The sequence below is a fragment of the Vibrio sp. 2130-1 genome (genome assembly GCF_033339515.1).
In genome coordinates this window covers 63,029-77,681 of record NZ_JAWOUT010000005.1, presented here as the reverse complement: position 1 = coordinate 77,681, position 14,653 = coordinate 63,029, and the positions used below count along the sequence as shown (strand labels likewise).

Sequence of the window (14,653 nt, the reverse complement as noted above, 5' to 3'; positions counted from 1 at the left end):
CTCTCCTACACACGAAGTGATTGAACATGAGCTTGTTCATGATTAGAGGTGGTTGGAATCGCTTGATCCAACATTGCGAAACGCGCTTGCCACAGCTCGGTCTGTTCAATAACTTCGTGAAACCAAGCGGTAAGGTTCGTCGTATTTAGATGCTCAACGGGTTTACGTCCTGCTAAGACAAGCTGTCGACCGTTTGGAGCCAAAGCAAGTGCGAGGCTGCCACTACCAATTCCTTGATAGTTAGCATGAGCAAGAAGCTCTAAACCTTTTAGTCGTTGTTCACCGGATTTTTCTAACCTTCCGAACGTTACAGACAACATCAAATCATCCGTATCTGTCGCGATGAAATACAACATGTAGCGATCATCGACCAGTAGCTGACAACGTTCATTTTCTTCAAAGTTCAGTTCGGGCAACTCATTGAGTTGGCAAAACTCCAAGAGCAGTTGTTGAATCGTCTTCATAACTTTTTCCTTTTGTTTCAATAACTCTATTGAACAACGATTGCAGGTTGAACGATGTCGGTAATGGCTTTATTTTTGTCACTTTTTCGCCTGCATTGTGAGGTTTTCCGCAGAAATCTCGCTCTAAAAACGAGTTGCCAGAGTAATAAAAAAGAGCAGCTCAGAGCTGCTCTTTCAATAAAGGTTAGATGCTTAGCATGATGTATTTGCTCACTTCTTTTGCAGAGTGACTAACCCAGTTTATGGCTATCAAAAATGACTTCTGTTGGCGGGAACATATTCGAAACAGGTGGTCGTTGTGCATCTCCAAACATTGGTGCACCGAATGCAGATGTCGCCCACGGGTCAACAATTTTCACATCCTTACTCCACGTTGATGGATCTTTTATGTCGCTCCCCTCTTGTCGACCAACCAGTACATAAAGGTGTGTACCTGAATGACCCTTTTTAAACGCAACCACTTCTACTTTGGGTTCACTTTCAGGTGTTCCTGACATGCCTTGAATCATCTCAGCGGCGGCAGCAAAGGCAAATGTAGTACAGCAGCCGGCTTTCGCGGTTTGTACTGCCTTAGCAATGTTCTGTAGAGTGCTTAATTGCGGTGCGGTTCCTCTTTGTGCTGCAGCTTGAACTCCGTTTGCGGACATCGTCGCTCTGTGATCTTGCATGATTCGCGCTTGATCCGCGTGAAGCTCTTTTAGTCGTGGCTTTCCTTTTGTTTCATAAAACTGTGACCCCTTAACACCGAACGTATTTAAGTCCGTACAGGCAAAATCACCAAGCTTTTGAAGGTTGGCTTTATGTTCGTTGATAAGCGCGACACTCGATGAAGCTTTATTGGTTTTGGAAGAAGAGGCTGCCGTTTGTGCAGTTGGCCAATTTGAGCTAGGACCAGACGACAATCTCTCAAGATTTTTCAGACTCCCAAGCGTTAACTTGTTTTCACCATTCAACACATTTTTCAGCATGAGCTTCGCAACATCTTTAGGAATACCCTGCTTAGTAAGCAGGCTCACTACAATATCTTTCGCTTTATTCTGGTGGCTAATACGCGCGCTGATACTTTTATTTTTTGGTGCACCCTCTTTAACAAAAATATCTTTGCCGTTGTGTGCTCGAACCTCTTTGTCGTCAGCTTGATTTTGTGTCGCCAAATGTGACGTTAACTGACTCAACGAGTGCATGTGCGATGTATTAATATTGACCATGTGTGATGCCTTAAACTTGAATAAATGCGTGTACGTCTGTTTGGCTAAAATCTACAACCGTGTTGTTTTGAAATAACTGTACCCAAGTATCAACTAATTCATTCAACTGAATGATTAAGTTAGCAATGTTGGTGAGTTCACTTCCAGCCGCGATAGCAACTTGAAGAACAACGTCTTTGCGTGTTGGATTCACACAAAACTGCACACCACCTGTTTCTCGATACAAGAAGTTGTATTCAAGTAAAACTTGAAGTTTATCTAGCGTAATATCATCTTGTTCTATAAGCAGGTTTTTGGAAATCAATAACTCGCCTTTTTCCTCTACGAGCAGAACATCGACACTGTTGTTTTCAGCAAAATGCAGTGACCACATTTGATCGTCATACGCTGTCACGCGCTCAAGGTTCAGCACTTCTCCTAGCTCAGAGAGAAGCATATTAATATTTCCTGTATCCATGTTGTGTCCTGTCTAATTTATTATAACTAAGTGACATCGATATATTTATTGCAGCGAAGCCACTTGGGTATAACGGCTCATTTAAATAAGCGAATAAGGATAAAAGAGATTTTATGGCGAGATAGAAACCGACACTTTATTTCAACGTCTCATTTTTATTGCTATTAGCCGTTTTATTGAGAAGAAAAATTAAGGTTAAGCTGGAAAATAAAAGAGCGGCAATCGCCGCTCCGAAAATTAAATAGAAGTAGAAAATCACTTAATACCGTGAAGGCTATTTTCTGCATCCATAGCTAAAGGATTGAACGAGTCGTTACGAAGTTCTGCTATCGCGTATAGCATGCGCCCCATGCGACCATTTCCATCGGTAAAGCCATGGTACCCGATAACTCCGGCGAACAAATGTTTACCTAAGTCTTTATCTTCTACAGGGTTCTCTTTCAAAAAGCCTTCAATGTGCTGCTTTAACATGCCCTCACCGCCAATACTTGACGGCAAAGTGCCACCCGAAATATTTGGCCCTCGGTAATCACGCTCAACATTAGGCACCAATCGAGCGTGTAGCTCTTTTAGGTTTTCCATATTCAATAAATCTTTACTATTAGACGCGTATTCTTTCAGTAAAGACGTAATATTTTCGGCATCGTTTCCTTTAGAGTTAGAAGCATTAATGATCCACGCCGCAGCTCTTTCAACATTATTGGTTACGCCACTTTTGTTAAACGCACCCTCCGCCAGTCCTTCAGCGTATACACCTTGGCTTAGATCGGTGCTTGCTAGACCTTCGATATGACGTTGCGCCGATTTAAGATGCATCACCTCCATATCAAACACCGCTTGCATTTGATTAATGCTACCTGCCGGGTTTTTCTGCGCTGCAGATACACCACCGCCGTAGTCTTTTACTACACGTCCAGCAAGCGACTTCGCTGCACTTTCGCCAATCAGTGATGTGAGGTTTTTACCAGAATCGGTTTCTAACATTGCCTCTGTCATCGCTCGCTCTGCTAACTGGTTTAGCTCAGCAGAGTTCAACTGAACTGATTTACTGTCTAACTTCGCAAAGGCATTTAAGACATCTGATGCGGTTTTTATGCTTCCATCTTTGAAGAACATTTGTCCATGCTCAACAGAAGAAGCAGCTTGTAAACGCTGAGCTTGTCCTTGCTCATTATCAAATACGGCTTTTGTAAGGGCTTTCGCTACCGATTGTGGGCTACCTTCGCGAAACAGTTTTCCTGTCGCTTCAAAAAATCGCGCTACTGCACCATTCGTAGGATTGGCGCGAGTAAATTCTTGGGTCGCTGCGTTGATTTGGTATTCTTTGCCACCAATACTCAGCTTACCTTGGTTAAGTATCTCGTTACGAGCTTGCGGCATGGCAGCCTGCAACGCGCTAACACTTCCAAAACTGATCATGTTTTAAACCCTTAATGTGGAAAAATGAGTGGTATTCGTTTCCGGTACTTCGGTTGTTTTATTGGTTACTTCTTGTGTATTCGCACTTTTTAACCACTCGATGAAATTCGCAAATGACTCATCGAAAAAAGATGCAGTTAGCAGTTGCTGAGGCAGGTGTATGAAACCGATATATCCGGTCTCTTCCTCCCAGCATACCGCTGGAGAGCCTTGCGTTAAGGCATCTTTCATATGTTGATGCAAAATATCAGCACTCGGTTTATTACCTGAAATCAGCCCGATAAGCGTCACACGATCTTCTTGTGCACGAATTGTGATTGCTGTGTTTTGCTCAACGAGTAGATGGCAACAATCATCCTCATCAAAAACCAACGGCTCCAATTGGCAGCGGCTGGCAAAATCTGTCAGTAAAGAAGTTATAAATCCATTAGCCATTCGACTAAATAATCCTATTTTTGTTGTTTTAGATGCGCTGCTTAGTTGCAAGACTTATCAACTAAGCAGCTTTCTTAGGTGTATTCTTAAGGATTTATGGCAGTGAATATTTTAGAAATGGTCGGATTTTTTTTGTTTAAAGGCATTAAAATGAAAAAACTCAGCAAGTGCTGAGTTTTTGAGGTTCATTCATGAATCGTAATTTTACGCTCGCTGAGCTGCTTCACCATGGCTTGCTTTAATGCATGCAGCTGTCCATCAATACTGGCGTCGATGATCCCAACTTCTGTTTCCAAAATGCAGCCTCCATTTTTCAAGCGCGCATCTACTACCACGTCAACGTAACCGACTTCAGGGAAATCACTTAATACACCAGCCACCTTTTCTCTCACCTCAACAACCTGCTCTGGGTGGACATGTAAAATGACCTGCTTTTGGTTACTCACCAGTTGCAACGCTTCTCGAACTACACTCACCGTGGTATCGACATCATCGAAGGTATCGATGATCTTACGTACTGCTTCTAACACCACACCTGTCATTTTTTCTTCGACTTGCTGATAGTAGTCATTACAACGTGCTAAGGTTTCAACCATCGTTTGCGCATTTTCAATCTTGGCTTGTGCAAGGCCATCTTGATAACCACGTTGTTTTTCGGTTTCGTAGGCTTGTTGGGCATTAGCAATGATGCTTTCAGCTTTGGAGTTCGCGGCTTCAACTAAGTGTTGCGAATCCAGATAACTGGCATAATCTTTCGCTTTCAGCACCTTTAAGCCAGGTGCCAGCTGCAAATTGTCTGTTTTTATTTCAACAAATGAAACCATTGAGGAATAACCTGTTTTGCGATTTTTTTTGTGAGTCGATACGCCAGATCTCGTTGATCCGCTTCCAACCAGTTAGCTGTTTCTGCGTTTTCGCTAAGTTGCTTTTCCAATTTGAATTGCCAACGAAGAACAACATCTTCCGGTGAGTTAATCAAAATAAACCTCATCCAAAAATATCCCAGCGCCCTCATGCTTGCTTCAACAGACCTTTCATCCAGTAGTTCTGGTAACGAACGCTGCCAGCCTTGCGGCCAGCTGGATAACAGCATCGGCCCGTTTTGAATTAAGAACCGAGCGCCTTCCAAACCAAAAACGTTGTTCAGAACCTGTTTAGGATGTTTTAAGACAACGCTTCGCATCGCAACACAATGCAAAGCTCCACCCACCATCAATACGAGTTGATTCAACGCGTCTGTCGGGAGCAATGCCAAACTATGACAAGGTCTGTTAAAAGCCGTCTCAGGAACGGGAGATAACGCCCACTCATTGATACACCATTGGTTGAACATGGGGTTATCTCTCCAGCCTTCGATATTTAGTAACCAAGGCTGCTTTTGCTCTATCCAACTTCTATGGATGTACTGGCAAGGCGCATAGTTAAACTGGTGTTGTACCTGCGCGAGTGGTGTTTCTGGTTTAACCACGCTTCGTGTTCCTACGACACCATGTAAAAGTAGCGATATTCGAGCCGATGAGTGCCGCTACCAAGAACACCAAAATGGCGATAAGATTATTCGCCGTCTCTTTGGTGACCTGAACCGACAAAATGCTTTTAAATTGATTGTTTTGAGTAGCAACTCGAACCTCTGATGAGGGTACCATCACTACGCTGATTCGATCGTAGTTCAGCCCCTCAATGCTATTGTTCACTAATAATTTGATCTGCGGAACATATGAATCAAGCGCAATATCTGCTGCGTGTTTAATAAATACGGAGGCAGAAGCTGGAGTTGGACGCTCTCCTGGACGCAGATCTTGATCTTCCAAAACAACATGAACACGTGCCACCAGCACACCATCAATCTGAGATAAGGTTGAGGAGAGCTCTTGAGATTTCGCGTACACCAAACGTGCTCGCTCTGCTAATGGTGACGAGATCAAATCGTCTTTGGGAAACACCTCTTTCAGTGTGGAAAACTGCTCTCTTGGATAACCTTTTCGCTTTAGCGCGTCTACCGCGAAGGCGATTTGAGAACTGTCTACCATTAACTTGACGGTGTTGTCTTTGTCAGGTTCTTTTGTTGCAACGACACCTTCGGATAGTAAGATCGACAACATCTCATTACCCTCTTTCTGAGTAACGTTGGTGTATAACTCGGTCTGACAACCTACCAGAAACAACGTGAGCATGATGAAAACTGCTCTCATTTTATTCATCATCACTATTGTGCCTTCAATAAGGTTTCTACGTTTTGTGTGGTTTTACCCACGGTTTTCGCGATCAGCTCTTCTTGAAAAGTAATGCGTGTCAGCGCCCACTGCATTTGCAGTAATTGCGCCGGATCATCACCCACCATCTTCATGTTGTCTTGCAGGTTACTTTTCGCGTTATCGATAGTGTTTTTCAACTCGCTGATGTTTTCTAGCAAACCTCCCTCCAGGCCATTACTTGCCTCGGGAACCGACATGGCTTGCTCAAAACGTTCGCTTAAACCGTCTTCGACTTGCGCATCCTGTAACTTATCAATGTTGGTTTGCATCACCTCGGTGTACTGCGCGTTTATCATATGTACTCCTAAGATAAATCTAACTTGTGACTGTGAGTCATGATGTTTTTCACCATCGCATTTTTTTGGATCATGAAGCTAAGTTCATCACGAACCATGTCCAGTGTTGATGCCATATCAGGTAACGACTTCAACTCTGCCCAGCAATGCCATAAGGCTTGTTCTTTCTGGGCACCCAGTGGAAAATGCTGCGCTAGCATTGCTTTTAGTGCTGTTTTATCAGCAGGTGGTTCGGCAATAAGCTGTCCCGAAAAATTCCCTAGTAATTCCTGCTTCAACACCTTTAACAAATCAGATTGTGGCTGCTCGTTGCCTTTTGCACTCTTCGCCTCATGAAAGGCGTACCACATTGCCTCTCGTTTAACTTGAGGGTCGGAGAACGCTTCATTTAACGATGATAAGACACTTTGTTTACTGACAACCTCTGCGTCTTTTAATGATTCGTACCACGCTTTAATCTCCGCCAGTTTGGCTTCTGTTTTCTCTAGCGTCTCTTTTGGAGAAACATGTGAAACTTTCTCTTGCTTGTCACTTCGCTCCATGAGTGCTTTCATCTTGTCTTCATCGCTCCGCTCATAATGGCGCGACTCCGACTGACGCAAAGATTGGTGTTGAAGACTTAGGTTACTTGAATCAATTATCATCCAAGATTCCTAATGTCCTGAGAAAAGCTCGCAGCAAATGCTTGGCTTTCTTCGCTTCCTTGTGACGCAAGTTCTACCCAGCTTTCCGCTTTGCTCAGTAAACCGGCTTTGGCAGAAGCAAGAGCCGCTAAGCTGATCAGATCTGGATAGGCATTACAAAGTGGTTCGAGTAATTGATGAGCCTCTTCATACAAGCCTTTATTCATGAGGCTCATTGCACGAATCATCGCAACGGTCTCTTCAGAACCTGAGCTTGCTTCAAGGCCATCTGCAATCGTGTTGGCTTCTTGATGACGATGCATACCTGTTGCCATCAGCGCGATTTCAGCCAGCAGTTGGCGCGTTTCTCGTTCCATGCTTTACACCTTCTGGAGAATCGACTGCATCACATCTTTAATCGCACGAGTCGTGGTCGCATTGATATTGTAAACAACAGACCATTTGTTGATCGCGTGCTGAAGCTCGGCAAGCTTTGATGGATCATCGGCATTGGTTTCTAGGTTCTTGATGGCTGCCGTCACTTCTGTGTTGGCATCTTTCGCTTGTTGTTCTAACTTAGCTTTAACATCATCAAGGTTTACACTGTTACTAGCATCGTAAAATGACATAAGACTTCCTCGTATTTTTTAGTTAGCTTCGTATGATTCAACGACCGCATGGGCGGCTGTGTAAGCTTCATACTGTTTGAGTAGCAATTGGTACTGCTGTGGTGAGCACCCTAAATCCAACTGACGTTTCACCACCGCTTGTGCTTCTAAGAGCTTGCTCTTAATCTTGTGCACTTCCGCACCGTTTGTGTCGTTATTTAAAATTTGTTCAAGATTTGTCATTGTTCGTCTCGCCTTCATATCCAAGTTCTATTGTTATCACCCGCCCGCCTTTAACCAACTCAATACCAGCAGGTGTAACACTGGATATTCGGTAGCCCTGAGGCGTTCTTGCACCGACCATATAGCGAACGTTATCGGTCAGAATCACATATGGAACCTGGCCAAAGTTAACGCTACGAAACGGGAAATCGATGTTGGTGCCTTTACTCACCTTAGGTATGGATTTCAAAACTAAGTACGGTTTCTCACCATATTGTTCCCGGAAGTCTCGGGTCACACCGTAAAATCGAGTCGTTTCGATATCATCAAGCTCACCACGAACTTCGATGCGATCACCGCTGGTGACCAACTGGACTTTTTTCAGTAACTCCGCATCCGTTAATAACGCTTTTAGCGTATCCATGTAGGCACCCGCTCGCTGCAGTTCAACCTTCCACGCAACAAGACCAGGCACGTCTCGCTCCAAGATTTGTTCAACTTGGTTCCAGCGGCTGGCATCATCGATATAGCCCGTCAGCAGCAGTGTGCCGGTCTCATCGCCATTTTCGACTTTCACTTGGTGATAGCCGAGGTTGCGCAAAATAAATCGAACCCCGCGACGGATTTCTTCCATCGTTCTTAAGTCACTTTTGTAATTGATGCCCAATACATCAATTCGACCAAGCAGATCGAGTTTCTGTGTTCGGTCTTCAACATAGCCCTCTAAGACTGCTTGGCGTGCGGCGGCATTCCATTCCACGCGAACGTCGCTAAGTTTGAGCTCGCCTAAGATGTTACGTACCAAAACAATGGGTTCTGCTTCTGTAACAATTTCATTGTTGTTTCCGTTAGCTTGGCTGTACCACATACCGGCAAAAATGACACTCGGGACAAAACTACAAAGCAAAGCGATGAGCGTTGTTTTTTTCCAGCTAGAGCGTTGCACAGCAACCACAGGTGTATTCTGTTGGCTAGATTCGTCGCTGACGTTACTCACAATTAACGCATCTTCCGCGTATCCCAGAGCGAACTTCACAACGCCGACCGAGACAACAGCATGGCGTGACAACTCGATACCATCACCTGCAACAGCGATGTCTTCACTGTTAATATTTGCCTCTTCGCAACCTCGTAAAATGACCGAGTCTTGCTGGCAAACGAGGGTGAAATGGTTCGCTTCGACCCCAGCATCAGACAGTACAAGATCAGCAATAAAGTCGTCACTGCCAAGCACGAGAGCACCTTCAGGTAAGGTGACTTCTACTCCGGTATGCACGCCTGATAAAATACGAATTTTCCATTGCTGCATCGCGGTTAAGACTCCTCTGAAGGGCGCACACACTCACTTTGTGAGTCATCACATTCCAATACTTTCACCCGCCAACCCTTTTGCCCTGTTGGTAATTGGCACTGCGTTAATTGAGACGACTTTTGCTGTGACAATAAGTCTTGTTGATAGCGCTCGGCTTGAACCCTCGATGTGCAGCTATAGACTTCCACTACCGATTTAAATTCAGCGCTATTGTTGGAGATGTTGTTAAGCTTGCCGATACTTGGTCGCAAGTCATATTCGTTGCCAATCAACACACTATCGCCAATACCATCCACAACAATTCGAGGTTCTAAAATAAACATTCGTACTGTGCGGCGCTTAGTATTGGTATTACTTCTAAACAGCGCGCCTAAATATGGGATGTCTCCTAGCAATGGCACTTTACGTAACTGATGGCTCACTTCATCTCGGTACACACCACCGATAAGTAAGCTTTGCCCTTGTTTAACCGTCGCTAAGGTGCTGATTTCAGTTTTACGAACGGAAGGAAGGTCATCGACGCCACCATCAGCGATCTTTGCACCGTCTTCGAGATGAAGGCTCAGGTTAATTTCAGGTCGTGCAGCAAATCTATCACCAACGATACGTGGGACAATTCTCAGTAACGTGCCATACGTGACCTCTTCCAGCGCTGCGGTTTCTTTACCAACCAGCTTGACGTAAAACGTGCTGCTGTTGTTCAGTACCGCTTCGACATTTTCCTGAGTTAACAATGTTGGTCTTGAAACCACTTGAGCACTGCCTTTGGATTCCAATAAACGAATTTGAGCCAGCAAGTAATTTAGGTTGGTTGAATCAAGCAAGGACTTAAAGTTCTGTCCACTGCCGAGCGTCACATCCCCCGAATTCACATCACCTGTTGTTTTGATATCGACAATGCGGTTGTTTCCGACAGACACTCCCGCTCGCCAATCCACGCCTAACTGACTTAAATCGTTGGCACTGATATCGACAATCGATAGCGCGACTTCAATTCTTGATTGCGGCTGGTCTAATTGCGCGACCAGTTTACGATAGAGCGGTAATCGTGCTTGAGTATCACGAACGATAATCGCATTAAGGCCCGGCTCTGCTTCAACTGTTGCGCCACCATGAACTGAGGCGGTTTTATTACTTTTTACAGGCTTATCTGGACTGGTAACTTCTTTGCTAGACGCACTCGCCACTTGAGTTTGAACACCAGACACGACCCGTTTTAACACCGATGCGATGCCAGGGACCGTAATTGTCTGATCTCGATATGCAATTTCTCTATCCGTTGCAGAAGCGTACTTCAAAGGAATTATCTCAACGAATAATTCGTCGGTTGAATTCGATTTCTGCAGCAAGCGCGTTTCCAATGCCTCCGCCGTTTGTACCACTAAGTCGACATAACGTGGAGGACCCGCAAGATAGACTAACCCTTTGCTCTCAGCAGCTCTCCAACCATAACGAGAATCCCAAACGCCGGTGGAAATTAACGTACTGCGTAGCTCTCTAGCCGTAAGTAATTCCAATTGAAGTAAACGTGAGCGAGTTTCTGTCGCCTTATAGACATGTAAGACGGCACCATCGAAGTACCACATCAAGTTGTACACTTGCGATAAGTAATCGAGGAATTCCGCGGGATCTTCAGGGGTAAAACGCCCATTCACTCGATCGTTGACTTTGTCACTAACAGAAACCGAGACACGATAATTTGCACCGAAGTTATTCAACAACTCTTTTAATGAGTCATTATCTGCATAGTAGCGGAACGGTTGTTCGGGCCAGTGTAAGTCTGTTGCTTGCGCGTATCCCAAAGGAACAACACTCACTGCGCATAACAATGCCTTTGTTGCAGCACGTCTAATGTTGGGAAAGATTTTTAGCATCATGGTAACCACACTGTATGGTTGATTGTGTGGTTCACGCGTTCTTGTTCCAATAATGCAATGTAACGTTCACATAGATTGACGTGCTTAGAAAGTAAAATAGAGAACCGTTCCACCGAACAGTCCTCAACCCTTACTTTACTTTGCAAAATCAATTGCTGATCATCATTGGTTGTCAGTACGCCGCCATCCTCACGAATGGTTTTTAATGAGAGCTGCATGCAACGTTGTAACGCTTGTTCTTGTTGATAATCTAGATGCTCTTTAAACTGGAAGGGTAACGTCGCTTCCCATAAAATCCATGACGCATGTTGCTTGATGGTCAGTGATAACTGGTCAACCTCGATGTTGTAAGAACCATTTTCTGAGGCAATAAAATCCCCTACCTTTAGCGCTTCCGCTAAAGATTTCATCATCTTATCTAACATTTAACGCCCTATTTAGATCTGGCTGAGGTGATTGCAAGCCTGGCCGCACTGACCACTTTGAGTATCAAAATAGTAGTGATCGATATCACCAACAGTTTGCATGTTCTTGAACCATTGCCATACTTTCGCAACCGCATTTTGGTCGTTGTAAACCACATCGCATGCATCCCAAACTTCGTTCAGCTCAGGGGCTTCAAGTCGCACTTCCGAACACCAATTTTTCCACTCAGAAATAAATTGTTCGGTTGTCGAGGTGTACTCCGCGAACCCTTTCAGCTCGTCTAAAGACGGTTGCCACTTCTCAATTAACGAACGATGACATTCAATCACTTGCAACTGTTGTTCGCTTAACGTCCCAAGTTGCTTTTTAAGTTGATGCTGCTGGCTCTTAATGAGATCGAGTTGCTGTTGAACAAAGACGGCACTGGTGTCTTCCCCTGTTAGCTTCGACCAATATTCCTTCTGAATATCGAGTTGATTGATAAGTTGTTCAACTTTAATCGAAGCATGAAGAGCACTTTGATCGACTTGTCGGTTAATCCACTCGTTGAGTGATAAATGGAAACAAAGCATCAACGTTTTTGGGACAGCCAAATTAAAGCGAAAGCCCAGACGAGAGTTGATGTAGTCCAGCCTTTGTTCGAACGTTGTGATTGTGCTGCTATCACTGAGCTGCGATCCAATTTCCAAAAATAAACGCATGGCAAACCGGTCTATCGAAGCACCAAGTTTTTGATACGTTTTAACTAACTGGCTAGCGCATAGGCTATCGACGACATTTCTATCCAACAAGCGTTGAAGTAAAGATAACTGCTCATAATTTATGACGCCTTCACTCAACAATTGTCGGTGATTGACGTGCACAACATTGAGATCCTGCGTAGGTTTCGAGGCGCTTTCATAACGAGCTCCTCTTTGTAAAACAGTCACTTTCCGCTGTGTCACTATGCTGTCTGGAAAAAGCGAACGGCGTCGCCAATGCTGCTTTTTCATTTATGTTCGTCTCCGCACCCCTTTCGAACAATCCAGAAAGAAAGAGATGTAATAATTTTTAATCGTTCGTTGTTACACGATACATAATAGAATTTACACTGGTGAGTGACTTTCAAAATTAGTCAGAAAATTTTAGTCCCAAGTCATTTCATTTCGCGATAGCCACTTGATCGTCTCCCGAACGTACGCGGCTTGGGGTCGTTCCAAAACGACGACGGTAACTCTGCGTAAAGTAAGACTGACTGGAAAACCCTGCCTCCATCGCCACATCTACGATGCTCATCTTGCTCGTCAACAGCAGTTTATGAGCATGCAGTAGTCGACGCTCACTGATCCAAGCTCTTGGAGAAATGCCATAGTGCTCATTAAAAAGCTCTTTAAAAGTGGTTAAGCTGGCACCAAACTCCTGCGCGTAGTCTGTCAACTTCCATTCTTTTAAGTAATGCTGTTCCATAAATCGACGTAACCGTTCCGACGTACGGTTTGTTTGTTGTGACAGCAACGCATACAGTGATTCTCCTCCTTTGCTGTGTAGCAAGAGAATGAGTAGTTCTTCGTATTTTAGGCACATAATGGCATCAGGGTACGCTTGTTGCTCAAGCGTCTGCATGCTAGAAAGCACTTGTTCAACGAGTATGTTCAAACCAAAAGTAAACAAACCAGAACAAACTTTGTCTACCTTAGGCAGCATCATCAAGAGATCACTGTGTTTTTGCAGCAACTGACTAACGAGTTCATTGTCGTAAGCAATAATCGACGCTTTGTATGCCCCATCTAGCGGAGAGTACTCTAACAAGTAATCCCCTTGAGATAGAAATACCCCATTTTCTGCAGCAACATCGATTGTGCAATCACCTGTTTGAACTCGAAGCTGACCATTGTGAACGACAACAATGTGAGACTGGTCTGAGTGAAATACTTCGTCAGATTTTTCATAGCAGGAAAAACTACGAATTTTTCGTGAACTCGAGTCGACCCTTTCTGAGTTTAGTTGGCCTGACACATCCATTTTCTACCCTTCATTATTTTGAGTTTCTCAGTGCAAATGTTGAGAAACTTTCAAAGCACTACTTTGATCGTTGTTATTTCTAAGTACTGCTGTATGAATTAAAGAAGCAAAGAAAAGAGCATAGAAGTTCTATCACTTACCATACCCCCCGAATAATTAGCAAATAACCCAAGCATTACCTTTACCTAAAGGTAAAGGTTTGACTTAGTAAATTTCTGCTGTCCGTCTTTATTATTTTTATCAGATAGCGTTTATCATTAGCCAAAACTTAAATATCATTTCGTTATTTAAGTTTGGTTGTTTTGTTATACATTAGAATACAATTAAATAGATTTCGGCACCGTTTCGAGAACAAAATTAAATTTCCAAAATCATAAAAATGTATATTTTATAGCCTAAAACGCCAAGCCAACGTGTTCAAGGAGCGAGATATAATCATAAAAAATACTGTTTTTGCAACAAGTATGAGTCTAAAAAACAACTGACCCGATGACTTCAAAGTCATGTAATTAATGTTTATAAAAGACAACAAATCTTTCACAACAGGAAAGATATAGTCTTTATTTTTATAAATTAGAAAATTCTAATAAAAATGTAGTGCTTAAAATTTTATCTGTTTATTTTTGGAACAAGAATCAAGTTTTCTTGTTTATTTCCCTCTAAAAATAAATAGTTCTTTTCTTTTTCCGCAACGAGCTCACCGTTTGAATAAAGCTTTCCAATAATCTTCATTTTTCCTTCACCAGCTTGAATTGGTGCAATTAAAAACGAATACTGCACAGGCAACTGAACGCCTTGGTAGCTCTGAGATACCGATTTAAGACATTGATTATCAATAACTTTACATATTTCCACTTCAAGAGAAGTAATCGAAGGTGGAAAGTAGCCGTCGACAGAAACCCAACCATAGACTGATGCCTGACTCTGTGTATCAAAGTCATCCACCCCATTGACGGACACAGTCTGACTGCACCCACTCAGTATGAATAACCCAATAAAACCAGCCCATATAGAATTGTTCATTATGACCCCATAAACTTATTTTATATA

19 protein-coding genes are annotated in these 14,653 nt (G+C 43.5%); all 19 read right to left on the bottom strand.

Annotation, left to right across the window (positions count from 1 at the left end):
* Positions 1 to 5: 5 nt before the first annotated feature.
* The 19 genes from R7Q09_RS08995 to R7Q09_RS08905 all read right to left on the bottom strand — a co-directional run bounded on the left by R7Q09_RS08995 (position 6) and on the right by R7Q09_RS08905 (position 14,626).
* Complete coding sequence (locus R7Q09_RS08995) at positions 6 to 464, bottom strand: CesT family type III secretion system chaperone (RefSeq protein ID WP_239938701.1); 459 nt, start codon at positions 462 to 464, stop codon at positions 6 to 8.
* A gap of 230 nt (positions 465 to 694) precedes the next feature.
* Positions 695 to 1,672, bottom strand: a complete 978-nt coding sequence (vopR, locus tag R7Q09_RS08990; protein WP_182039229.1) for a type III secretion system effector VopR — start codon at positions 1,670 to 1,672, stop codon at positions 695 to 697.
* 10 nt (positions 1,673 to 1,682) lie between these two features.
* Positions 1,683 to 2,129: a type III secretion system chaperone gene (locus R7Q09_RS08985; RefSeq protein WP_238951949.1), complete on the bottom strand. Its 447-nt coding sequence runs from the start codon at positions 2,127 to 2,129 to the stop codon at positions 1,683 to 1,685.
* A gap of 255 nt (positions 2,130 to 2,384) precedes the next feature.
* The gene (locus R7Q09_RS08980; RefSeq protein ID WP_318070763.1) at positions 2,385 to 3,548 is read right to left on the bottom strand and encodes a VopS family T3SS effector adenosine monophosphate-protein transferase; all 1,164 of its coding nucleotides are present in this window, start codon (positions 3,546 to 3,548) and stop codon (positions 2,385 to 2,387) included.
* A gap of 3 nt (positions 3,549 to 3,551) precedes the next feature.
* Positions 3,552 to 3,983 (bottom strand): type III secretion system chaperone, encoded by a 432-nt coding sequence (locus R7Q09_RS08975; protein ID WP_005377206.1) that lies wholly within the window; start codon positions 3,981 to 3,983, stop codon positions 3,552 to 3,554.
* A gap of 185 nt (positions 3,984 to 4,168) precedes the next feature.
* The gene (locus R7Q09_RS08970; protein ID WP_318070764.1) at positions 4,169 to 4,807 is read right to left on the bottom strand and encodes an HrpE/YscL family type III secretion apparatus protein; all 639 of its coding nucleotides are present in this window, start codon (positions 4,805 to 4,807) and stop codon (positions 4,169 to 4,171) included.
* On the bottom strand, positions 4,786 to 5,451 hold the full coding sequence (vscK, locus tag R7Q09_RS08965) for a SctK family type III secretion system sorting platform protein VscK (protein ID WP_054728547.1): 666 nt from the start codon (positions 5,449 to 5,451) through the stop codon (positions 4,786 to 4,788). The genes R7Q09_RS08970 and vscK overlap by 22 nt, the downstream gene beginning before the upstream one ends.
* On the bottom strand, positions 5,444 to 6,190 hold the full coding sequence (sctJ, locus tag R7Q09_RS08960) for a type III secretion system inner membrane ring lipoprotein SctJ (RefSeq protein ID WP_086012989.1): 747 nt from the start codon (positions 6,188 to 6,190) through the stop codon (positions 5,444 to 5,446). The genes vscK and sctJ overlap by 8 nt, the downstream gene beginning before the upstream one ends.
* Positions 6,190 to 6,534 carry a type III secretion system inner rod subunit SctI gene (gene sctI, locus R7Q09_RS08955; RefSeq protein WP_318070765.1) on the bottom strand — a complete coding sequence of 115 codons (345 nt, stop codon included), beginning with the start codon at positions 6,532 to 6,534 and terminating at the stop codon, positions 6,190 to 6,192. Before sctI ends, sctJ begins: the two co-directional genes overlap by 1 nt.
* Positions 6,535 to 6,542: 8 nt before the next feature.
* Positions 6,543 to 7,178, bottom strand: a complete 636-nt coding sequence (locus R7Q09_RS08950) for a YopR family T3SS polymerization control protein (RefSeq protein WP_213968108.1) — start codon at positions 7,176 to 7,178, stop codon at positions 6,543 to 6,545.
* A complete protein-coding gene (locus R7Q09_RS08945; protein WP_005377200.1) occupies positions 7,175 to 7,534 on the bottom strand; it encodes a YscG family type III secretion system chaperone in 360 nt (119 codons plus the stop codon). Before R7Q09_RS08945 ends, R7Q09_RS08950 begins: the two co-directional genes overlap by 4 nt.
* A 3-nt stretch (positions 7,535 to 7,537) precedes the next feature.
* Positions 7,538 to 7,786, bottom strand: a complete 249-nt coding sequence (gene sctF / locus R7Q09_RS08940) for a type III secretion system needle filament subunit SctF (RefSeq protein ID WP_005377199.1) — start codon at positions 7,784 to 7,786, stop codon at positions 7,538 to 7,540.
* Between the two features lie 18 nt (positions 7,787 to 7,804).
* Complete coding sequence (locus R7Q09_RS08935) at positions 7,805 to 8,008, bottom strand: EscE/YscE/SsaE family type III secretion system needle protein co-chaperone (RefSeq protein ID WP_005377198.1); 204 nt, start codon at positions 8,006 to 8,008, stop codon at positions 7,805 to 7,807.
* Positions 7,995 to 9,296: a type III secretion system inner membrane ring subunit SctD gene (sctD, locus tag R7Q09_RS08930; RefSeq protein WP_017821344.1), complete on the bottom strand. Its 1,302-nt coding sequence runs from the start codon at positions 9,294 to 9,296 to the stop codon at positions 7,995 to 7,997. Before sctD ends, R7Q09_RS08935 begins: the two co-directional genes overlap by 14 nt.
* A gap of 5 nt (positions 9,297 to 9,301) precedes the next feature.
* Positions 9,302 to 11,176 (bottom strand): type III secretion system outer membrane ring subunit SctC, encoded by a 1,875-nt coding sequence (gene sctC / locus R7Q09_RS08925; protein WP_005377196.1) that lies wholly within the window; start codon positions 11,174 to 11,176, stop codon positions 9,302 to 9,304.
* Positions 11,173 to 11,601 (bottom strand): YscB family type III secretion system chaperone, encoded by a 429-nt coding sequence (locus R7Q09_RS08920; protein WP_318070766.1) that lies wholly within the window; start codon positions 11,599 to 11,601, stop codon positions 11,173 to 11,175. The genes sctC and R7Q09_RS08920 overlap by 4 nt, the downstream gene beginning before the upstream one ends.
* A gap of 12 nt (positions 11,602 to 11,613) precedes the next feature.
* Complete coding sequence (locus R7Q09_RS08915; RefSeq protein ID WP_318070767.1) at positions 11,614 to 12,594, bottom strand: T3SS regulon anti-activator ExsD domain-containing protein; 981 nt, start codon at positions 12,592 to 12,594, stop codon at positions 11,614 to 11,616.
* A gap of 148 nt (positions 12,595 to 12,742) precedes the next feature.
* A complete protein-coding gene (locus R7Q09_RS08910; RefSeq protein WP_005377191.1) occupies positions 12,743 to 13,603 on the bottom strand; it encodes an AraC family transcriptional regulator in 861 nt (286 codons plus the stop codon).
* Between the two features lie 609 nt (positions 13,604 to 14,212).
* Positions 14,213 to 14,626, bottom strand: a complete 414-nt coding sequence (locus tag R7Q09_RS08905; protein ID WP_031778954.1) for a YscW family type III secretion system pilotin — start codon at positions 14,624 to 14,626, stop codon at positions 14,213 to 14,215.
* Positions 14,627 to 14,653: the final 27 nt, after the last annotated feature.